We start from the raw sequence: 19,952 nt of genomic DNA on the forward strand, positions 1-19,952 counted from the left end.
TTATGCGTCGGGCATGGAGGCGATGAACGCCTCCGCTTCGGCGATGGCCTTGTCCATCTCGCGGATCAGCGCGTCGACCCGGCTCTCAATGGTGGCGAGTTCCGCGTCGAGACCAGCGATGGCGCGGGCGTTGAGGTTGTGTTTCAGGAACAGGACCTGATCGCCGAAGATCGTCAGCACCGGGTCCATCCGGTCGGCGGCGATGTTCATGGCTGTCAGAACCTGCTCGTAGCGGCGCTCGGTCTCGCGCAGTTGGGCCTCGGAGCGGCGGCGCAGATCGGGGGAGGAGTAGGCGTTCAGCTCCTCGCGCCACTCGCGGAAGAGGGCGCTGCCGACATTCTCGATGCCGTCGATGCGGGAGCGGACGAGCTTGGCCTCGCCTTCCAGCCGGTCGTACTGGCTCGACAGGCGGTCATAGGTCTTGGCGAGCTCGCCGCCATCGAAGCTGACGAGGGCTCGGTACTGCTCCAGGGCGTCCTTGAACTCCTCCTGGGCACCGGACTGGGCATCACGGGCGCTGTCCACCCGGCGCACCAGAAGCTCCCGCTTCTCGATGCCAATGTTCTCGAGGGCGTTGTAGTAGGTGCTGGCACAGCCGGACAGGACGAAGCTGCCGAGCAGGAAGGCGAGGGCGGTCGAGCTGCGGGTGATCATTCGGGTTATATGGAGACAATCGTACTCTTTCCCAAACGAAAAAGATGTGACCGACCTTCTGCTTCTGGCGTCGCCGCATCTCGCTGGTTAGAAAAGAGGCGCGAGATACTGGAGTGCCCCATGGTCCGATACGTCGTCGCTGCGCTTGTCCTGGTTCTCGCACAGGGCTGTGGGAGCGAACCGGAACCCACCTTGGACGGACCTGCCGTCGGCATGGTTCGGTTGAGCTTCGTCGACCCCGACCGGCCATCCTGGTCTAGTGACGGCCCGCGTCCGGTAACGACCACCCTGTGGTATCCCGCCAATGCATCGTCTGAGATGAGCCTAGTCGAAATTCCCAGCGACAGGCCGATTTTCGTGGGCGGCTTCGCGGCCAGGAACGCCGCCATCGCCGAGGAACGCGCCTATCCCCTGGTCCTTCTGTCCCATGGGACAGGCGGCAGCGGGCTTCAGATGATGTGGCTCGGGCGTGCCTTGGCCGAACAGGGGTACATCGCCGCCGCGGTCGATCACCATGGCAACACGGCCGCGGAGGAACGCTATGACCCGCGCGGCTTCCGCATGCCCTGGCACAGGGCGCAGGACCTTTCCGTGGTCATCGACCGGCTCCTCGAAGACGAGCAGTGGGGTTCCAGTATTGATCAGGAGAACGTCGCCGCTGCCGGGTTCTCGCTCGGCGGCTACACCGTTACGGCCTTGGCCGGGGGGCTGACGGATCTTGACCGTCTCGCCTCATTCTGTGCCGGGCCGGAGCGCGACGCGACCTGTGAACCGCAATCGGAATATCCTGACGCCGAAGAGGACTTCGTGGCTCTGCTGGAGCATGATCCGGCATTGGACGAAGCGATCAGACAGTCGCAGCGCGACTTTTCCGATCCCCGCATCACCCGCTTCGCGCTACTTGGTCCGGCGCTTCTTCAAGCCTTCACCGACGACAGTCTCCGGGCGATCGAAGCGTCCGTGCTGGTGATCGGCGGCGGTGACGACGACATCGCTCCGGTCGCGACCAATGCAAAACGGCTCGCGGACCTTGCGCCGGAAGCAACCTTGCATGTTGCCGAGGGCGCTAACCACTATGCCTTTCTCGACCCGTGCACGGCGCGCGGCAGGCGCTTTGTCCCTGCCTGTGCGGACGGCGGCGCATCGCGGCAAAGCGTTCACGAAGAGACGATCGCCCTATTGCTCGATTTCCTGTCGGAGGAATGAGCGTAGCGCTTGTTTTGCTTCCCTCACCACGAGTGGGGAGGCTGCCGCGTCGGCGAAGGGTATGATCGCCCAAAAATTGGCCATCGCAGCCTTCGGCGGAGAACCGATTTTCAGTTCTCCGCAAGGTGCTCCTCGATAGGGCGGAAGACTACTCCTCGTCCTTGACCTCGGTGGCAGGCACTTCGTCCGCGGCCACTTCCTCGCCGTCTTCGTCCTCGTCCTGCTGGGACTTGAGGCCGGACGGTGAGGCGATGGTGGCGACGGTGAAGTCGCGGTCGGTGATGGTGGCCTCGACGCCCTTAGGCATGGAGGTGCCGGAGATCTTGATGGCGTCGCCGATCTCGAACGAGGCGAGGTCGAACTCAAGGGCCTCGGGGATCTCGGTGGCAGGGGCCACGACCTCGACCTCGTGGCGCACCACGTTGAGGACACCGCCGGCTTTCAGGCCGGGGCAGGTCTCTTCGTTGAGGAAGCGCACGGGTACGTTGACGGTGACGCGGGTCGAGCTGTCCACGCGCATCAGGTCGACATGCATCGGAAGGTCCTTGACCGGGTCGACTTGGATGTCGCGGCCGATGACCTGGTGCTTCTTGCCCTCTAGGTCGACGATGCCGAGCACGTCGATGAGGTTGCCCGTGGTGTAGGCCTTGAGCACCTGGTTGTAGCGCATCTTGATGTTCATCGGCTCTTTCTTGCCGCCATAGATGACAGCAGGGACCCAGCCGTCGCGGCGGACGGCGCGGCTGCCGCCGGTGCCGGAGCGCTTGCGCGGTTCACAATCGAAAACGGTCGCGTCGGAAGACATAAGCCCTATCCTTTCTGTTCGTCCCGCAGACCGGACCTCCGGCCCCCGGAAGAAGAGCTGCGGCGGCAAGAGCTGATGCGGCCGAGCCCGGTTTTCCCAAGTGCGGCGCGGCTAGGGGAAAGAGCGGGAGATGGCAAGGGGAAAGCGGCTAGAGGAGGCGGCTGCCGGCGTCCGCCGCGACGAAGAGGGCGACGAGAAGGATCATGGCCGCGAACATCCTTCTGCCGAGCTGCTGATGGTTCTCCAGGCGCCTTGCGACAAGAATGCCTGCCGCCCCTCCCAGTGCGCCCCCTGCCAGCAGCAGACCGATGAGCGGTAGGCTGACTAGTCCGGAGAGGGCGTAGTTGGCGGAGGTGGTGGCGCCGAACGCGGCCACTGAGACAAGCGACGCTGCGGCGGCATGGGACAGGGTGAAGCCTGCCGCGTAGATCAGGCCGGGGACGATCAGGAACCCGCCGCCAATGCCGAAGAAGCCGGATGCCGCGCCGACAAGGCTCCCCGTGGGGGCCAGGCGGCGCAGCCTTGGGCCGTCGAGACGCGCTTCGGGGTCACCCTCGCTTGCAGGCCTTCGGAACATGGCCAGCCCCACCGCCGCCATCGCTAGAGCGAAGCCGAAAAGGAGAACGTCGTCGCCGGTCAGCTTAGCAAGGCTCGACCCCAGTGCGGCGCCGAAGACGCCTGACGCAGCGAAGACCAGCGCGCAGGGCCATTTGACCCTTCCGCCCCGCCAGTGGCCGAGAAGGCTGAAGAGAGCGATGGCTGCCACCCCCGCCGCCGAGGTTCCGAGGGCGAGGTGGGTGTCCTTCACGCCGACCACGTAGAGGAGAAGCGGCGCGGCCAGCACCGAGCCTCCGCCGCCGAACGTGCTGAGCATCACGCCGATCAGCGCGCCGCTCATCAGCGTCAGGAGGATGGTCTGCGGGTCCAGCGCCATCGCTTACGCAACGGCGCTGCGGTTCCAGGGCATGACGCCGAGGAGCTTGGCCATGCCGCACCAGCCGCTGGCGCCTGCAAAGGTGAGCCCGGCACCGACAAAGGCGGCGACGCCGTAGAAGCCTGGATGGGTCAGGGTGCCGAGCACGACGCCAAGAAGCACCAGAAGCCCCGCCGTGATCTGGACCTGACGCATGATCTCCAGGGGCGCCTTGCGGTCCTTCTCCGTGGGCAGACCGGCGGACTTCCAGCCCTCGATCCCGCCTTCGAGAACGTAGCCGCGACCCTTGGAGGCGTCCGAGAGATCGGCGCAGTGGACTTCGGTGCGGTTGCCGCTGCGGCACATGAAGATCGGCGTCTTCTCTTCGGTGACCGAGCCTGTCTTCAAAGCGGCTAAGGGGCGGGAGGCTGCGCCGCGCACATGCTCGCGGGCGAACTCGTCGGCGCCGCGTACGTCGATAAGCATAGCCTCACCCGCGGCGAGCTTCGCTCTTGCTTCGGAGGGAGAGAGGGAGGGCAGGATGGTCATGACAGCATCTCCGGGCAGTAGATCGCAGCTAGGGTTTCGATGATGGCGAGGACGGCAGGGTCGCCGATCCGGTAGTGCATGGTCTGCCCCTCCCGGCGCGCCTCAACGAGGCCTTCGCGGCGCAGGACGGCGAGGTGCTGGGACAGGGCGGACTGGGACAGGGAGAAGGCTTTGCCGAGCTCCGACACCGGCATCTCGCCGCTGCCCAGACGGCAGAGGATCATGAGCCGGTGCGGGTTTCCCATGGTGCGAAGCAGGCTGGCGGCCTGACCGGCGCGCGCCTCGAAATCATCGGGGTTGAGCTTCAGAAGAGCATCCATGGCCCTAGTATATGCACGCTTGCTAATTTAGCAAGTTTTCATATATAGGACCAACGTTGAGATATTCTGCATAAGCGGAGCGGTGCGATGACGAGCCCCAAGGTCCAAGCCTTTTTCGATGAGGTCAGCCATACGATCAGCTATCTGGTCAGCGACCCCGAGACGAAGGTGGCAGCGGCTATCGACCCCGTGCTGGACTTCGACCTCGCCTCCGCCAGCATGTCGCAGAAGAGCGCAGAGCTGATCCTCTCTGCGGTAAAGGAAGAGGACCTGAAGCTGGCCTGGGTGCTGGAGACCCACGCCCATGCGGACCACCTGACGGCGGCGAAGTTTCTTGCCGAGCGCACCGGCGCGAAGATCGCCATCGGCGCCGGGATCACCGAGGTGCAGACCGCTTTCGCTCCCGTCTTCGGGGTGGCATCGGAGGAGGCGGCGGCCACGGTGTTCGACAGGCTTTTGAAGGACGGCGAACGCCTGGCGATCGGTGGTCTCGAAGCGAAAGTCATCCATACGCCGGGGCACACCCCGGCCTGCGTCAGCTTCCTGATCGGCGACGCGCTCTTTGTCGGCGATACGATCTTCATGCCCGACTTCGGTACGGCGCGCTCGGACTTCCCCGGCGGCGATGCGCGCACCCTCTACCGCTCCATCCAGCGGCTTCTCTCCCTACCGGGGGAGACGCGGGTGTTCGTCGGTCACGACTACCTTCCCGAGGGGAGGAAGGAGTTCGCTTGGGAGACCAGCGTGGCCGAGCAGCGCGCCTCGAACGTCCATGTCCGCGAAGGCACCACCGAGGAGGCGTTCGTCGCCATGCGCGAAGCGCGGGACGCGACGCTGACCCCGCCCAAGCTGATCCTGCCGTCGCTGCAGGTGAACATCAGGGGCGGGTCCCTACCCCAGCCCGAAGAGGACGGGCAGGTCTATCTCAAACTGCCCGTGAACGGCCTGAGGAACAGCTAGACTTTCTCGCTCACCCTGATCGCCGCCCTGCATCCCGCTTCGATGACCCGGCGCAGTAGGCCGTAGCCGAAGGCCTCCTCGGCGCCCTCGGCGATGGCGGTATCGTGGTGGCCCAGCTCGTCCTCGCGGAACTCGGCGAAGGTGGCGCGTAGCTCGTCCTCGCCGGCGCCTTCGAGCTCGTCCACTTGGTCCTGATAATGACCCTCGATGACGCTCTCCACGGCAGTGGTGCAGGCCATGGCGGCTTTCTCGCCCATCAGCGCCGTGCCCGCGCCGAGGGCGAAGCCTGCTGCGTTCCACAGGGGTGCGAAGAGTGTGGGCCTGGCGCCGCGCTCGGTCAGGAGGCGGTCGAAGGCTTCCAGGTGCTTCTTCTCGCCGTCCTCCATCTCGGTGAGCAGCTCGGTCACGCGGCGCTTGTGAGGCAGGCGCTCGAAGACCGCTCGCTGGCCGCGATAGATCTGAACCGCGCCGTACTCGCCCGCATGGTCGACGCGCAGCATCGCCTCGGTCCTGGGCTTGGCCTGGAGGGGGAGGGCGGGGAGTTTGCTCGTCATGTCGGCCCCTTTGGGTCAGTCGGCAGTCAGCACGCCGCCGACCCTGTCGTCGCGGAGCTCTCTGGCGGCTCTCGCACAGGACATGCCCGCGAGAAGCGTCAGCGCGAGGGAGATCAGCGCGTTGTAGCCTGCCATGGAGACCCCCAGCAACCGCCATGCCGCCTCGTTACAGGGCGGGCCATCGCTGCTCGGCCCATCGAGGTTCTCGAACAAGGCGCCGTCGCGCAGGAGGTCCAGGTCCACGTTCTCCGGAGAGGCGGCGCAGGTGTCGGGGCCTGGCCAGAACTTCCACTCCACCCCTGCGTGGTAGCTCGCGAGGATGGCGCTGAAGGCGTAGATGAGAACCAGCGCGCCGAGGGCGGCGGCGCTGACGCGGAACTCGTTCTTCCGCCACAAAATGAAGGGGACCGCGATCAGGCTGAGGGCCAGCGCGGCCCAGTGGGCCTCGCGCTGGTCGAGGCAGAGAAGGCAGGGCGCCATGCCGCCCACATGCTCGAACAGATGGGCGCCCGCGAGAAGCGCACCGCTCCCCACCGCGCAGATCACCAGCGCGTTCTGCGGCTCAGCCAGGCTATCGAGACGGGTTACCATACGATTTGATGCCTAAAACGCCTTCGCCGCCACACGCTAGGCCTGCGATCCGCACAGCGCCGGTGTGTCGCAGGGGCGGAGGTGGTGGGTTAGGATGACAGTCGGGTTAGGAGGAAGTCCTTGGCGGCGCTGATGGCTTCGGCTCCGAAGAAGACGAGGAGGAAGACCCAGACGAGGCCGATCGCCAGGCCCAAGAGCACCAGAAGGCCGTCCCGCTCCAGAAGGCCGACGGCTGCGATGCCGACGCCGATGCCGGGGGTCGTGTTGGTGAGCGGGAAGGGGAGAAGGATCGACCCGGCAGGGATCAGCATCAGCGCGCCGACGATCCTGGCGCCGACCCCGTCGGTGAGGGCGGTCAGGCGAGGCGCCGTCAGCTTCTCCAGAATACCGAGGGTGCTGTGGGCGCGGCGCACCACGGTCTTAAGGCCGCCGACCGCCACCTTCCGGCGACCGAGGGTATCGGGAAGCCAGGGATGCTCCCGCCCCATGGCGAGCTGCGCGGCGAGGGCCAGCATGGGCAGCGCAACGATCTGGGGGATACCGTAGAGGAAGGGCACGGCGCAGGGCAGGGCGAGAATGAGGATGCCGAGGCCGAAGGCGCGCTCGTCCAAGGCGTCGATCAGCTCGGCCAGAGTGATGGATTTCTCCCTGGCGCTCGCGGCCTCGTCCGGCGCGAAGCGCTCGAGGAAGTCGCCGAGAAGGACGGTGACGCTGGGGGCGGTATCGGACGTGGAACTCATACGGGCGGACCCTCCCTGACAATCACCAACGCGGCGTTAGCGGTGCTGATGGGATGGGGAAAGGTACTGATTGGTGAGGGGTGGGTCTGGTTGAGGGGGTAGAGTGGAAGCAGAGGTGCTAGCGGACAGTCCCCCTCCGCCCTTCGGGCACCTCCCCCTGGGAGGGGGAGGGAGAGCGCCTAACTGCAACCCCTTCGAAGCTCGACGGCGGAACGGGAAGGCACTCGACCGGGTGCCCGGCGCCCCTGCGCCACTGCCGTGGCCTTCTGCGCTTACATTTGGTCCCCCGGACCAAATGTTTTGCCTGACGGCAAACCAGCTACGAAGCCCCATCGGAGGCGCTACGCGCCGGGAGATTAAAGGAAATCCATTCTCGACCAAACCAACGGTCATGCTGGATAGCTGCTGCCGCAGCATTCTCGACCTGAAAAAGGTCCCCCGGACCTTTTTCTTTCGCTGCGCGAAACCTGTCGAGAATGGTACGGGTGGTCGGGCTCGAACCGACACTCTGTCTCCAGAACCGGATTTTGAATCCGGCGCGTCTACCAATTCCGCCACACCCGCGTGGGAAGCGGCGACCATAAAGGCGCCGCCCTCTTTGTCCAGCGCCTCCGGCGAACCTTCTCCCCCCTCGGCCCATTCCCTAGATCAAGAGGAAACGCCGAACCAAGGAGCAGGCATGGCCGATCAAGAGAACCCCAGCGCCCCCCAACTCGACAAGGCCGCGCTCAGGCGCATCATTGAGGCGACGGTCTCGGCGGCGGGGGAGCCCGACCCGTCGGTGCTGCCGCATATGATTCGCCAGCGTCTTGAGGGGCAGGCGACCGGCGATCTCGATGTGGACGCCTATATCGAAGAGGTCATGCGCGACATAAAGCGTTCGGGCTAAACCGCCCGAACGCCGCAAGGCTTTCTCAATCGTATCCGCCTCGGTGCTTGAGGCGCTGCCGGTCTGGCGGCACAATCGCGCCGTGGGACAACGACAGGGCCTTTTCCGTCTACTACTGATCGCGGCTGCCCTCGGTTTCGGCCCGGCGGCCGCGCAGAACGGCGTGGACACGCTGCGCTGGAGCGGCGGCAAGACCCTCTCCGAAGACAGCCGCTTCTCGGAGGTCAGGGCGTTTCGCGAGCGCGGGCGCTACGTCTCCGAGCCGGTGATCGAGGGGGAGGCGCTGCCTGAACTGCTTGTCCGCCTAGGCCTTCCGGCCAGCGAAGCGGAAGCGGCCAGCGCCGCCTTCTTCGCCGAGGCGGGTATCGAAGCGCTGCCCGAGGGCAGCTCGGTCAGGCTGCGCTTTTTGGAGAGCCAGGCCACTTTGTTCCAGCGGGCTTCGGGCCGCTACCCCCGCGCGCTGAAGGCGATGGAGGTCCTCGTCGGTGATGACCGCCTCGTGCAGGTCGTGCGCTCGGCGGAGGGCTTCGAGACCCGCACCGACCCCGTGGAGCTCGAGACCCGCTTCGTCGCCGCCGCCGGTGAGATCGACCGCTCGCTGTTCTCGGCGTCCGCGGCGGCGGGCGTGCCGCGGGACGTGATGATCCGCTTCGCCGACGTGTTCGCCTTCGATGTCGACTTCGCCCGCGAGATCTTCCGCGGCGACCGCTTCGAGATCGTCTACGAGGTGCAGATGAACGCCGCCGGCGAGGAGGTCGGCATCGGCGAGATCGTCTTCGCGGGCCTCACCTGGAAGGGCGGCGCGCGGACCAAGGGGTACTACCGGCACCTAGCCGAGGGTGCCGACGAAGCCTCCTACTACGACGCTGCGGGCCGCGACCCGCGCACCCTTCTCATGAAGACCCCGATCAACGGCGCGCGCGTGACCTCGCGCTTCGGCAGGCGCAGGCACCCCGTGCTCGGCTACGACAAGGGTCACAAGGGCGTCGATTTCGGTGCTCCGCGCGGCACGCCGATCCTGGCGGCGGGCGACGGCACGGTGAAGCTGGCGGGCCCGCGCGGCACCTTCGGCAACTATATCCGGCTAGAGCATGCGGGCGGCTACGAGACCGCCTATGCCCACCTCCAAGGTTTCGCGAAGGGCATCGTATCCGGCAAGCGCGTGCGCCAGGGCGAGGTGATCGGCTATGTCGGCACCACCGGGCGCTCCACCGGGCCGCACCTTCACTACGAGGTGCTGGCGGGCGGGGTCCATCAGAACCCGGAGACCATCAAGGTGGCCGTCGGCGAGACCCTGACGGCCGAGGCGCTGGAGCTCTTCGCCGCGCGCAAGAGCGAGCTGAACAGCCTGCGCACCACACCCTTCGCGATCGTCGAGGCGACACTTCCTTAAGGCGAAGAGCTCTGGCATAGCTCGCCTCTTCCGAAGCCCCTCGCAAGGCGGAGACCATCTATGCCCAACTCGTCCGACGTCCAGTTCGCCTCGCTGCTGGCCTCCCGCCTCTGCCACGACCTCATCAACCCGGCAGGCGCGCTGAACACCGGGCTGGATGTGCTGTCGACGGAGAAGGACGGCGAGATGCGCCAGCACGCCGAGGCGCTGGTCAGCGATTCGACGGCCAGGCTCCTCGCCATCATCGACTATGCGCGCACGGCCTACGGCGCCTCGGGGGGCTCCGAAGGAGAGCTGAGCACCGAAGAGATCGGGCGCCTGGCGCAGGCGCTCTACAAGCATTTGAAGCCAGAGCTTCAGTGGCAGATCGGAACGCCCGCGCTGCCGAAGCTCGAGGGAAGGGCGCTGATGAACCTTCTTCTTGTCTGTGAGCGGATGGTGCCGAGGAACGGCTCCACGGTTTTGGTGGAGGGAAACTCGGGAAGCCTCACCATCACCGCCTCCGGCCCCCGCGCGCGGATGCCTGAGGATCTGGCGGCTGCGTTTGCGGGCGAGGACCAGGCAATGGAGCCCAAGGTGATGCCGGCGATCCTGGCGCAGAAGCTGGCGGTTGATGCGGGCCGAAGCATCACGACCGAAGTGGGTGAGGAAGTTGTGGTGATACGGCTGGGTTAGGGCGCGGCCCACCTCTTCCGCCCGCGGGAGAGGTCGAAATCTATCTGATTTCGGGTGAGGGGATCGGCGAAGCCGTGGTGATCCAGATGACGATCAGCGTCGCGCTCCGAAGTCCCCCTCACCCTCGGTCCCTCTCCCCGGAGGGGAGAGGGAGGCGGTACAATTGCCCTCGCTATATTAAGCGACCAAAAAGCCTGTTCCTGCTAAGGCCTCCATCGGAAGCGGGTGAGCGATCATGGGCAAAGCGTGGGTTCTGGAAGATTCCGAACGGGTGACCGAGGTCATCATCGAGCTGCTGGCATCTTTCGGCATCGACGCGGCGCCCGCCCCGAGCCTCGTGAAGCTGTCTTCGGCGATTAAAAGAGGCGACATCCTCTTCCTCGATTGGGACCTGCCCGGAATGGGCGCCCTCGACGCGCTTACCGCTTTGGCCACCATTCCGAGTACGGAGCGGCCCCACATCGTGCTGATGGCCGCCGAGAACGAACCCTCGAAATTTGTCCTCGCCAAAGCGGCGGGCGCCAGTTTCTACATGCTCAAACCGTTCGACCGGACGGACATGGCAGATGTGCTGAAGCGCTGCGGCGTCGAGGTGGAAGAAGCCGCCTAGACCGCGGCCAGCAGCATCCGCAAAGCCTGCCGCTGGGTCAGTATACGCACAAAATCCCTGCCGCCCTGGGGGAAGACTCGGCGCTCGACCCTGACCCCTTCCGGCGTCGCCAGGCCGAACCAGACGAGGCCGACAGGCTTGTCGGCACTGCCGCCCCCCGGCCCCGCAATGCCGGTGACCGAGACGGCGAGATCGGCGCCCGAGCGGGCCTTCGCGCCCTCGGCCATCAGCGCCGCGACCTCGCCGCTGACCGCGCCATGCTTCACGAGGATGTCTTCGGGTACGCCCAGCGCCCTGGTCTTGGCTTCGTTGGCATAGGTGACGAAGCCCTCGCCGAACACGGATGACGATCCGCTGACGGAGGTAATGGCGGCAGCAATGAGCCCGCCCGTGCAGCTCTCCGCGGTGCTGACCATCAGCACCTCCTCCGTACACTGGCGGACCAGCTCCTCTGCCAGACGAAGCGCCGTATTATCCATGGCTCGGCAGCTTGATGGTAGCGATGGCCTGGGCCGCGATGCCCTCGCGCCTGCCGGTGAAGCCAAGGGCCTCCGTAGTGGTCGCCTTGACGGAGACGCGGGAGAGGTCCGTGCCCATGATCTCGGCGAGCACGCCGCGCATGGTCTCGCGATGGGGACCGACCTTGGGGGCCTCGCAGATGATGGTGACGTCGCAGTGGACGATCCGCCCGCAGCGCTTCTTCACGAGGTCCGCCGCGTGGCGGAGGAAAACGTCGGAAGGAGCCCCGCGCCACTGCTCATCCGAGGGCGGAAAGTGCTGGCCGATATCCCCCTCGCAGAGCGCTCCGTAGATGGCGTCGGTTAGCGCGTGCATCCCCACATCGGCATCGGAGTGGCCCTTCAGCTTGTGCGTATGCGGAACCATGACGCCGCAGAGGGTGACGTGGTCCCCCTCCTCGAAGGCGTGCACGTCGAAGCCGGAGCCGGTGCGGGTTTCCATGGGAGCTCCCAGAAGCTTTTCGGCGAGGGCGAAGTCCTCGGGCCGGGTGATCTTGAGGTTGGTGGTCTCGTCCTCGACCAGGGCGACGCCGTGCCCAGCGGCTTCGGCCAGCGAGGCGTCGTCAGTCATGTCGTCCCTGTCCGCAAAGCGCTCATGCAGCTCACGGATCAGCTCGAAGCGAAACGCCTGCGGCGTCTGCGCCCGCCACAGGCCGGCTCGCGGCACGGTCTCCTCAGCGAGCCCCTTCGCGCCCTCGCGCTTCAGCGTGTCGGACAGGGGCAGGGCCGCGAGGGCCGCGCCGTTCTTCCGCGCCTCCGCGACGCATCGTGAGATTGTTGCGGCACTGACGAAGGGCCTGGCAGCATCGTGGATCAGGACTATCTCCGGTTCAGAAGAGGCAAGCGCCTGCAAACCTAGACGCACCGACACCTGCCGCTCCGCGCCGCCCGGAACGGGGGGCAGGGCTTTAGTGATTCCCGTCGCCGACCGGGCATAGAGCTCGTCCGCGCCCTCGCCGATGACCACCTGGATGCGGTCCACTTCCGCGTGCTCCTCGAACGCCCGCAGCGTCCGCCGCAGCACGGGTTCACCGCCGAGAAGCTGGTACTGCTTGGGCAGCTCGCCCCCGGCCCGAAGGCCTTTTCCGGCGGCAACGATGAGGACGGCGACAGACATGGGCGCGCTTCTGACAAAGGCCCCCCGGCCCCACAAGGGCATAAGACTCCACGAGCGGTGCAAACTGGGCTAGGTTAACCCCGAGTTACCAAGGGAAGCCTCTGTCATGGGTACGGCGGGCAACATTCTGCGCGGCCTGGTGCTGGCGGTGCTGATCGGCATCGCGGCGCTGCTGGTGGGGGCAGGGGTGGCGCTGTTCGGCTGCGCCTCGGGGTGCGGCTTTGCCGAACCCGGTGCGAGCTTCGTACGCTCGGAACTCGGCCTTTTTGGCGGGGTGGAGATGGCTTTCGTGCTCGGCGGCTTCCTTCTTCTGGGGCTTCTCATCACCCTCGTCCCGCGCGATCCGGTGGCGGTCTTCGCTGCGCTCTTCGCCATCGGCCTGGCGGCGGTCAGCTTCTTCTACTTCCTTCCGGCGGGTGAGCCGGCCGAGCCGACGGAGGTCGTCGTGACTGACCCGGTCCTGCCGCCGAGGCCCGAGGATACCGGCCTCATCGCCGACCCGGTCCTGCCCGAACGCTGCCGCGACGGGCAGTTCCTTGAAGGCGGCGTCTGCACCTCCTGCACGGTGGAGCGGGTGGTCACCGCCGAGCCCAAGCTGCGCTTCCGCAGCGTCGATACGGGTGCGAACTGGGTCTATGCCGAACGCCGCCTGGTCGAGGCGGGGAGCGGCGAGGAAAGCGTGAACAGCTATATCGAGCGCCTCGCCGAGCGCAGCAGCTTCTGCAGCGCCGAGGCGCTGCTCGTCTACGGCTCGGCATCCTCCGACGGCATGCGGCCGCTCAACGAAGAACGCGCGCGGGCGAGGGCGGCGAACCTCGCCGAAGCGGTGCGCCGGGCCTGCACCGGGCGCTCCAGCGGCCTCACCATCTACGCCCTCAGCCTCGGCCAGTCCGAGGCGCCCTCGGACGTGCCTGAGGACCGGCCCGTCAGCATCTCGGTCATCGAGAACCTCAGCGGCGAGGAGCTCTCCAGCGAGCTGGTCCTAGAAGAGCTGGAGCACGCCGTCGCCGAGGGTCAGAACCCGGCCGCGATCCTCTCGCGCCGTGACCGCTTCCCCCAGCCATGGACCGGGCCTCGCGGCACGCGCGATGCCTTCGACGCGGTCCCGAGGCCCGAGCGGCGCGTGCGCACATTGGTCCCTGGCGCTCCGCCCTCTTGCAGAACATCCGACGGGGGTCTTGACGACGGCACCTCGCTGAGGCAGGTGCCCGGCTCGCGCAGGTGAGCTGCGCTGCGTCGAAGAAAGCAGGCACCCCTTAAGCCCTGCCGAGACGGCTGAATGCCTTCCGGGCGCGTGCTGCGTATATCGCAGGCCATGCGCCGTTCTCCGCCGCAGCGATGGACCGCCTGCCCTTAGCGGAGAACACCATGCCCCTCACTAGGGATCAGAAAAAGGATCAGGTCGGCTGGTTCGAGGGTGTCCTCAACGACAACGAAGTCGTTGTGGTCATGAAGAACAGCGGCCTGACCGTGGCGGAGGTCACCGACCTGCGCAACCAGATGCGCGAGGCGGGCGGCGGCGTGAAAGTCGTCAAGAACCGCCTCGCCAAGATCGCCATCGGCGATCGTCCGGGCTCCGAGGTCAAGGACCTCTTCAAAGGCCCCACCGTCGTCGCCTATTCCGAAGACCCCGTCACGGCGCCGAAGGTGATCGTGAAATGGGCCAAGGACCACGACGCCCTCGAGATCCTCGGCGGTCTCATGGGCGAGACGTCCATGGATGCGGGCGGCATCGAGAGCCTGTCCAAGATGCCCTCCCGCGAGGAGATCATCGGCCAGATCGCAGCCACCCTCACCGCGCCCGGCGCCAACATCTCTTCCGCAGCCGGCGCACCGGCGGCGAACATCGCAGGCATCCTCAAGACGCTTGCCGAAAAAGAAGACGCTTAACCACTACCTCTTCCGTTCACTGAACAACTACGAAAGACCAAGACCATGGCAGACATCAAAGCCCTCGCCGAACAAATCGTCGGCCTCACCCTCCTTGAAGCCAAAGAGCTCCAGGACCTCCTCAAAGACGAGTACGGCATCGAGCCCGCTGCTGGCGGCGCCGTCATGATGGCCGGCCCCGGCGGCGGCGACGGCGGTGCAGCCGCTGAAGAGAAGACCGAGTTCGACGTGATCCTTGCCTCCGCAGGCGACAAGAAGATCAACGTCATCAAGGAAGTCCGCGGCATCACCGGCCTCGGCCTCAAGGAAGCCAAAGAGCTCGTCGAAGGCGCACCGAAGCCCGTCAAGGAAGGCGCTTCTAAGGAAGAAGCCGAAGAGCTCAAAGCCAAGCTCGAAGCCGCCGGCGCCACCGTCGAGCTCAAATAGGTCACTGCGTGACGGTGGCGCGGGTCTTCCGATCCGGGCAGCCGCTACGAGACTGAACAGCCCCGCGGCAGCGATGCCGCGGGGTTTTCTTATGGTTTATGGCCGCCTGACACAGCCTGCGACCGAACGAACAACCGCTTTTTTAGCCAGCAAAAACAACAATGAACAGCAGGAGATATGGCGGGAGAGAGAGCGGAGCCGACTTCGGCTGCGCTGCATGAACAAGCATAGAGACCGCACTGAACCGCCGCGATGTTGTCTACCATAGGAAATGGGTGGCGAAGCCTCTGCTACTGCTGGTTGCCGAAACGCACGCCTGCGAATGTCATGTGCGCACCTTTCCTATCGGTAGGAGTCAGGCGTGGAGCTTTGTCGTAGGAAGGGCTGTGCGGTGTTGCGTGCCGTGCTTCGTGCGGCTCTTGGGAAAGTTCCCTCTTCCCGTAAAAATGGCCTTGTCAAGGCGTTGCAATTGCCTTAATGCGCGCCTTCCTGGGGTCGGCGGCCTTCCCAGGACTGGCTGTGCACGTGCGATCGGACTTCGTCTGTAACTTTTGATTTGTTGAGCGTTTCACCCCCGCTGGTCCCTTCCGGGCGCGGGGTTTTGGCGTTCCCACCACTGAATTTGCTGCGTCCCGCCGGATGCAGCCGGGCGCTCCGTCGCGGGCGCTGTTGAACCTGGATACGCAGCCCGTGGCTGCCGTGTCCCTAGAAAAAGCCTCCTCGGAGGCTGCGTAAGGGCGGTTTATGGCTCAGAGCTTTGTCGAGAAAAAACGTATTCGCAAGGGCTTCGGTAAGATCGGTGACGCCGTCACCATGCCGAACCTGATCCAGGTTCAGCGCGAGAGCTACGAAGCCTTTCTGCAGCGCTACGTCGCCCCGGACGACCGCAAGCGCGACGGTCTTGAGGCCGTGTTCAAGTCGGTCTTCCCGATCTCCGACTTCACCGAGACTGCCTACCTGCAATACGTCTCGTACGAGTTCGAAGAGCCCAAATTCGACACCGACGAGTGCATGCAGCGCGATATGACCTACTCCGCGCCGCTCAAAGTCCGCCTGCAGCTCGCCGTGTTCGAGGTGGACGAGGACACCGGCGCCAAGTCCGTCAAGGACATCAAGGAGCAGGAAGTCTATATGGGCGAACTGCCGCTCATGACGGACAACGGCACGTTCATCATCAACGGCACCGAGCGGGTCATCGTTTCCCAGATGCGCCGCTCGCCCGGCGTCTTCTTCGACCACGACAAGGGCAAGACACACAGCTCCGGCAAGCTGCTCTTCGCCGCGCGGATCATTCCCTATCGCGGCTCGTGGCTGGACTTCGAGTTCGACCCGAAGGACATCGTCAATGTCCGCATCGACCGCCGCCGGAAGCTGCCGGCGACGACGCTGCTCTACGCGCTGGGCCTCGACCAGGAAGACATTCTCGAGATCTTCTACGGCCGCGTGAGCCACACCGCGCAAGGCCACGGCTTCACCATGCCGATCGACCGCGAGCGTCTCATGGGCACCAAGCCCGAGCGCGACTTGGTGGATGCCGAGACCGGCGAAGTCGCCATCCAGGCCGGCAAGAAGATCACCGCTCGCACCATGAACAAGCTTGAAGAGGACGGCGTCAAAGCCTTCTTCCTCACCCGCGAGCAGATGATCGGTCGCTATTTCGCGCGCGACCTCGTCAACCGCGAGACAGGCGAGCTCTATGCCGAGGCTGGTGACGAGATCTCGGAAGAGAACCTCGAAACCCTCGAAGAGGTCGGCATCAAGGAGTTCGAGACGCTGGATATCGACCACGTCAATATCGGCGGCTACATGCGCAACACGCTGGCTGCCGACAAGAACTCCGGCCGTGAGACCGCGCTGATCGACATCTACCGCGTCATGCGTCCCGGCGAGCCGCCGACGCTGGAGACCGCCGAAGCCCTGTTCGGCGGCCTGTTCTTCGACGACGAGCGCTACGACCTCTCCGCCGTGGGCCGCGTGAAGATGAACATGCGCCTCGGCTTCTCCAACGACGACGTCACCGACGAGCAGCGCACCCTGCGCAAGGAAGACATCGTGGCGGTCCTCAAGACCCTCAACGATCTGCGCGACGGACGCGGCGAGATCGACGACATCGACAATCTCGGCAACCGCCGGGTGCGCTCGGTCGGCGAACTGATGGAGAACCAGTACCGCATCGGCCTCCTGCGCATGGAGCGGGCGATCAAGGAGCGGATGAGCTCGGTCGAGATCGACAACATCATGCCGAACGACCTCATAAACGCGAAGCCGGCGGCGGCGGCGGTGCGCGAGTTCTTCGGTTCGTCCCAGCTTTCGCAGTTCATGGACCAGACCAACCCGCTCTCCGAGATCACCCATAAGCGCCGCATGTCCGCGCTTGGGCCGGGCGGTCTGACCCGTGAGCGTGCGGGCTTCGAGGTGCGCGACGTGCACCCGACCCACTACGGCCGCATCTGTCCCATCGAGACGCCGGAAGGCCCGAATATCGGCCTGATCAACTCGCTCGCCACCCACGCGCAGGTGAACAAGTACGGCTTCATCGAGAGCCCGTATCGCCGTGTGGTGGACGGCAAGGTGACCGGCGAGGTGGTCTACCTCTCCGCCATGGAAGAGCAGCGCCACGCTATCGCCCAGGCGAACGCCGAGCTGAACGATGACGGGTCCTTGGCCAACGAGTTCGTCAACGCCCGCTTCCGTGGTGAGGCGACGCTGATCCCCCGCGAGGAGATCGCCTTCATCGACGTCTCGCCGAAGCAGCTCGTCTCGGTGGCCGCCGCGCTGATCCCGTTCCTTGAGAACGACGACGCCAACCGCGCGCTGATGGGCTCGAACATGCAGCGCCAGGCCGTGCCGCTGATCCAGGCCGAAGCCCCTTACGTGGGCACCGGCATGGAGAGCATCGTGGCCCGCGACTCAGGCGCCGCCATGGCCGCGCGCCGGGCAGGCTTCGTGGAGCAGGTCGATGCCCAGCGCATCGTCATCCGCGCCACCAAGGAGCAGGACACTTCCAAGCCCGGCGTCGACATCTACAACCTTCGCAAGTTCAAGCGCTCGAACCAGAACACCTGCATCAACCAGCGCCCGCTGGTGAAGATTGGTGACGAGGTCGAGGCGGGCGATGTGATCGCCGATGGTCCTTCCACGGATCTCGGCGAGCTGGCGCTCGGCAAGAACGTGCTCGTCGCGTTCATGCCTTGGAACGGCTACAATTTCGAGGACTCGATCCTGATCTCCGAGCGCATCGTGCGCGACGACGTCTTCACCTCGATCCACCTGGAAGAGTTCGAGGTCGCGGCTCGCGACACCAAGCTCGGCCCCGAAGAGATCACGCGCGATATCCCCAACGTCTCCGAGGAAGCCCTGCGCAACCTCGATGAGGCGGGCATCGTGGCGATCGGTGCCGAGGTGCATCCTGGCGACATTCTCGTCGGCAAGATCACGCCGAAGGGCGAGAGCCCGATGACGCCGGAGGAGAAACTCCTTCGCGCCATCTTCGGTGAGAAGGCGGCGGATGTCCGCGACACCTCCCTCAAGCTGCCGCCGGGCGTTGCCGGTACGGTGGTCGAGGTGCGCGTCTTCAACCGCCACGGCGTCGAGAAGGATGAGCGCGCTCAGCAGATCGAGCGCGACGAGATCGAGCGCCTCGCCATCGACCGTGATGCCGAGCAGGCGATCCTCGACCGCAACATCTTTGGCCGTCTCGAAGAGCTTCTGGTCGGCCAGGACGCGGTCTCGGGTCCGAAGGGCTTCGGCAAGGGCGAGGTCACCCGCGAGAAGCTCAAGGACACCCAACGTGGCCTGTGGTGGAAGGTGGCCCTCGCCGACGACGCCCGCATGGGCGAGATCGAAGGTCTCAAGAAGCAGTACGATGAGAGCCGCGAGCGCCTCGAAGACCGCTTCAAGGACAAGGTCGAGAAGCTGCAGCGCGGCGACGAGCTGCCCCCCGGCGTGATGAAGATGGTCAAGGTCTTCGTGGCAGTGAAGCGCAAGCTTCAGCCCGGCGACAAGATGGCTGGACGCCACGGCAACAAGGGTGTCATCTCGAAGATCGCCCCGATGGAGGACATGCCCTTCCTCGAGGACGGCACGCCCGTGGACATCGTGCTCAACCCGCTGGGCGTGCCCTCGCGGATGAATGTCGGTCAGATCCTGGAGACCCATCTCGGCTTTGCCTGCCGCGGCCTTGGCCGTGACATTCAGGAGGCCTGGGAAGCGTGGGATCGCGGCTCGTCGGGCAAGGACGACTTCGTGGCCAAGCTGCGCGACGTCTATGGCCCCGATCAGGAGCTGCCGACCGACGCCGAGGAGCTCAAAGAGCTCGGCAAGAACCTCTTCCGCGGTGTGCCGATCGGCACGCCTGTCTTCGACGGTGCCCGCGAGGGCGAGATCGTCGAGATGCTGAAGAAGGCCGGTATCTCCGAGAGCGGACAGGTCATGCTGCAGGACGGCCGCACCGGCGAGCAGTTCGCTCGCCCCGTGACCGTGGGGTACAAGTACCTTCTGAAGCTTCACCACCTTGTGGACGACAAGATCCACGCACGGAGCATCGGCCCGTACTCCCTCGTCACCCAGCAGCCGCTCGGCGGTAAGGCCCAGTTCGGTGGCCAGCGCTTCGGCGAGATGGAGGTCTGGGCCTTGGAGGCCTACGGCGCCGCCTACACGCTCCAGGAGATGCTGACGGTGAAGTCGGACGACGTCGCGGGCCGCACCAAGGTCTACGAAGCCATCGTCCGCGGCGACGACAGCTTTGAAGCAGGCATCCCCGAGAGCTTCAACGTGCTCGTCAAAGAGATGCGCAGCCTGGGTCTGAACGTGGAGCTGCAGAACCGGTAGGAATGGAAATGACGCTGTCTGAATTTCAGAGTCGGTCGGAGGTTCATCTTGCTAAAGATGAGGACCAACTCTGGTTCAGGCGGCAAGATAGAGGATGGGATGTTGTCCACTTCGACAACCGCTATCGAGCTGTTGCAGAGAAAGACTGGCAATCCGTTCCAGACTACGCGCTCACCGGAAGGTCGAGTGTATCGGAGCAGGGAATTGTTGAAGCTAAGTTCGCTTCAAACCCCGACTTCGACGAGCAGAAGATTTCAGCCTGCGCAGTGCGTGGCTAACGTAAGTTCAAATCGGTCATCCTCGCGAGAGGTG

The 19,952-nt window shown here is 65.3% G+C and carries 21 protein-coding genes and 1 tRNA gene; 11 read left to right on the forward strand and 11 right to left on the reverse strand.

The features are described from left to right. On the reverse strand, nt 1-654 hold the full coding sequence (locus NOG11_RS02855) for a DUF2959 domain-containing protein (protein ID WP_256618121.1): 654 nt from the start codon (nt 652-654) through the stop codon (nt 1-3). Nucleotides 655-876: 222 nt separating this feature from the next. Between NOG11_RS02855 and NOG11_RS02860 the strand changes: the two genes are divergently transcribed. After that, nucleotides 877-1,860 carry an alpha/beta hydrolase family protein gene (locus tag NOG11_RS02860; RefSeq protein ID WP_256618122.1) on the forward strand — a complete coding sequence of 328 codons (984 nt, stop codon included), beginning with the start codon at nt 877-879 and terminating at the stop codon, nt 1,858-1,860. A 148-nt stretch (nt 1,861-2,008) separates the two neighbouring features. On the opposite strand, the gene NOG11_RS02865 is transcribed toward NOG11_RS02860, so the two are convergent. From NOG11_RS02865 to NOG11_RS02880, 4 genes are all read right to left on the reverse strand, one after another. Further along, a complete protein-coding gene (locus tag NOG11_RS02865; protein WP_256618123.1) occupies nt 2,009-2,665 on the reverse strand; it encodes a 50S ribosomal protein L25/general stress protein Ctc in 657 nt (218 codons plus the stop codon). 148 nt (nt 2,666-2,813) lie between these two features. Then, complete coding sequence (locus NOG11_RS02870) at nt 2,814-3,599, reverse strand: sulfite exporter TauE/SafE family protein (protein ID WP_256618124.1); 786 nt, start codon at nt 3,597-3,599, stop codon at nt 2,814-2,816. Between the two features lie 3 nt (nt 3,600-3,602). Then, complete coding sequence (locus NOG11_RS02875) at nt 3,603-4,127, reverse strand: rhodanese family protein (protein ID WP_256618125.1); 525 nt, start codon at nt 4,125-4,127, stop codon at nt 3,603-3,605. Next, nucleotides 4,124-4,447 carry an ArsR/SmtB family transcription factor gene (locus tag NOG11_RS02880; RefSeq protein ID WP_256618126.1) on the reverse strand — a complete coding sequence of 108 codons (324 nt, stop codon included), beginning with the start codon at nt 4,445-4,447 and terminating at the stop codon, nt 4,124-4,126. The genes NOG11_RS02875 and NOG11_RS02880 overlap by 4 nt, the downstream gene beginning before the upstream one ends. An 87-nt stretch (nt 4,448-4,534) precedes the next feature. On the opposite strand from NOG11_RS02880, the gene NOG11_RS02885 reads away from it, so the two are divergent. Next, a complete protein-coding gene (locus NOG11_RS02885) occupies nt 4,535-5,407 on the forward strand; it encodes an MBL fold metallo-hydrolase (protein ID WP_256618127.1) in 873 nt (290 codons plus the stop codon). Here NOG11_RS02885 and NOG11_RS02890 read toward each other — a convergent pair. The 4 genes from NOG11_RS02890 to NOG11_RS02905 form a co-directional block, all read right to left on the reverse strand. Then, nucleotides 5,404-5,961 (reverse strand): demethoxyubiquinone hydroxylase family protein, encoded by a 558-nt coding sequence (locus NOG11_RS02890; protein ID WP_256618128.1) that lies wholly within the window; start codon nt 5,959-5,961, stop codon nt 5,404-5,406. The genes NOG11_RS02885 and NOG11_RS02890 overlap by 4 nt on opposite strands. A 15-nt stretch (nt 5,962-5,976) precedes the next feature. Further along, nucleotides 5,977-6,552, reverse strand: a complete 576-nt coding sequence (locus NOG11_RS02895; protein ID WP_256618129.1) for a disulfide bond formation protein B — start codon at nt 6,550-6,552, stop codon at nt 5,977-5,979. Between the two features lie 89 nt (nt 6,553-6,641). Continuing rightward, a complete protein-coding gene (locus tag NOG11_RS02900; RefSeq protein ID WP_256618130.1) occupies nt 6,642-7,292 on the reverse strand; it encodes an exopolysaccharide biosynthesis protein in 651 nt (216 codons plus the stop codon). Nucleotides 7,293-7,769: 477 nt separating this feature from the next. Then, nucleotides 7,770-7,856, reverse strand: a tRNA-Leu gene (locus NOG11_RS02905). A 115-nt stretch (nt 7,857-7,971) separates the two neighbouring features. Between NOG11_RS02905 and NOG11_RS02910 the strand changes: the two genes are divergently transcribed. From NOG11_RS02910 to NOG11_RS02925, 4 genes are all read left to right on the forward strand, one after another. Further along, the gene (locus NOG11_RS02910; protein ID WP_256618131.1) at nt 7,972-8,181 is read left to right on the forward strand and encodes a hypothetical protein; all 210 of its coding nucleotides are present in this window, start codon (nt 7,972-7,974) and stop codon (nt 8,179-8,181) included. A gap of 82 nt (nt 8,182-8,263) precedes the next feature. Continuing rightward, nucleotides 8,264-9,574 (forward strand): M23 family metallopeptidase, encoded by a 1,311-nt coding sequence (locus NOG11_RS15090; protein WP_256618132.1) that lies wholly within the window; start codon nt 8,264-8,266, stop codon nt 9,572-9,574. Between the two features lie 60 nt (nt 9,575-9,634). Continuing rightward, the gene (locus tag NOG11_RS02920; RefSeq protein ID WP_256618133.1) at nt 9,635-10,249 is read left to right on the forward strand and encodes a histidine phosphotransferase family protein; all 615 of its coding nucleotides are present in this window, start codon (nt 9,635-9,637) and stop codon (nt 10,247-10,249) included. A 235-nt stretch (nt 10,250-10,484) separates the two neighbouring features. Further along, a complete protein-coding gene (locus NOG11_RS02925) occupies nt 10,485-10,859 on the forward strand; it encodes a response regulator (RefSeq protein WP_256618134.1) in 375 nt (124 codons plus the stop codon). Here the strand turns inward: NOG11_RS02925 and NOG11_RS02930 are convergent. Then, complete coding sequence (locus NOG11_RS02930) at nt 10,856-11,338, reverse strand: CinA family protein (protein WP_256618135.1); 483 nt, start codon at nt 11,336-11,338, stop codon at nt 10,856-10,858. The two genes, NOG11_RS02925 and NOG11_RS02930, sit on opposite strands and share 4 nt — an antisense overlap. Next, nucleotides 11,331-12,494, reverse strand: a complete 1,164-nt coding sequence (locus tag NOG11_RS02935) for a bifunctional 2-C-methyl-D-erythritol 4-phosphate cytidylyltransferase/2-C-methyl-D-erythritol 2,4-cyclodiphosphate synthase (protein WP_256618136.1) — start codon at nt 12,492-12,494, stop codon at nt 11,331-11,333. The genes NOG11_RS02930 and NOG11_RS02935 overlap by 8 nt, the downstream gene beginning before the upstream one ends. Nucleotides 12,495-12,600: 106 nt before the next feature. Between NOG11_RS02935 and NOG11_RS02940 the strand changes: the two genes are divergently transcribed. The 5 genes from NOG11_RS02940 (at nt 12,601) to NOG11_RS02960 (ending at nt 19,918) form a co-directional block, all read left to right on the forward strand. Beyond that, complete coding sequence (locus NOG11_RS02940) at nt 12,601-13,719, forward strand: hypothetical protein (protein ID WP_256618137.1); 1,119 nt, start codon at nt 12,601-12,603, stop codon at nt 13,717-13,719. 143 nt (nt 13,720-13,862) lie between these two features. Beyond that, nucleotides 13,863-14,384, forward strand: coding sequence for a 50S ribosomal protein L10 (gene rplJ, locus NOG11_RS02945; RefSeq protein ID WP_256618138.1), 522 nt, complete (start codon nt 13,863-13,865; stop codon nt 14,382-14,384). 45 nt (nt 14,385-14,429) lie between these two features. Next, nucleotides 14,430-14,810: a 50S ribosomal protein L7/L12 gene (rplL, locus tag NOG11_RS02950; protein WP_256618139.1), complete on the forward strand. Its 381-nt coding sequence runs from the start codon at nt 14,430-14,432 to the stop codon at nt 14,808-14,810. A 744-nt stretch (nt 14,811-15,554) separates the two neighbouring features. Next, complete coding sequence (rpoB, locus tag NOG11_RS02955) at nt 15,555-19,640, forward strand: DNA-directed RNA polymerase subunit beta (RefSeq protein ID WP_256618140.1); 4,086 nt, start codon at nt 15,555-15,557, stop codon at nt 19,638-19,640. Between the two features lie 8 nt (nt 19,641-19,648). Further along, entirely contained in the window at nt 19,649-19,918 is a 270-nt protein-coding gene (locus tag NOG11_RS02960; RefSeq protein ID WP_256618141.1) for a hypothetical protein, read from the forward strand. Nucleotides 19,919-19,952: the final 34 nt, after the last annotated feature.

This window comes from Parvularcula maris, assembly GCF_024505085.1.
Lineage (GTDB): Bacteria > Pseudomonadota > Alphaproteobacteria > Caulobacterales > Parvularculaceae > Parvularcula > Parvularcula maris.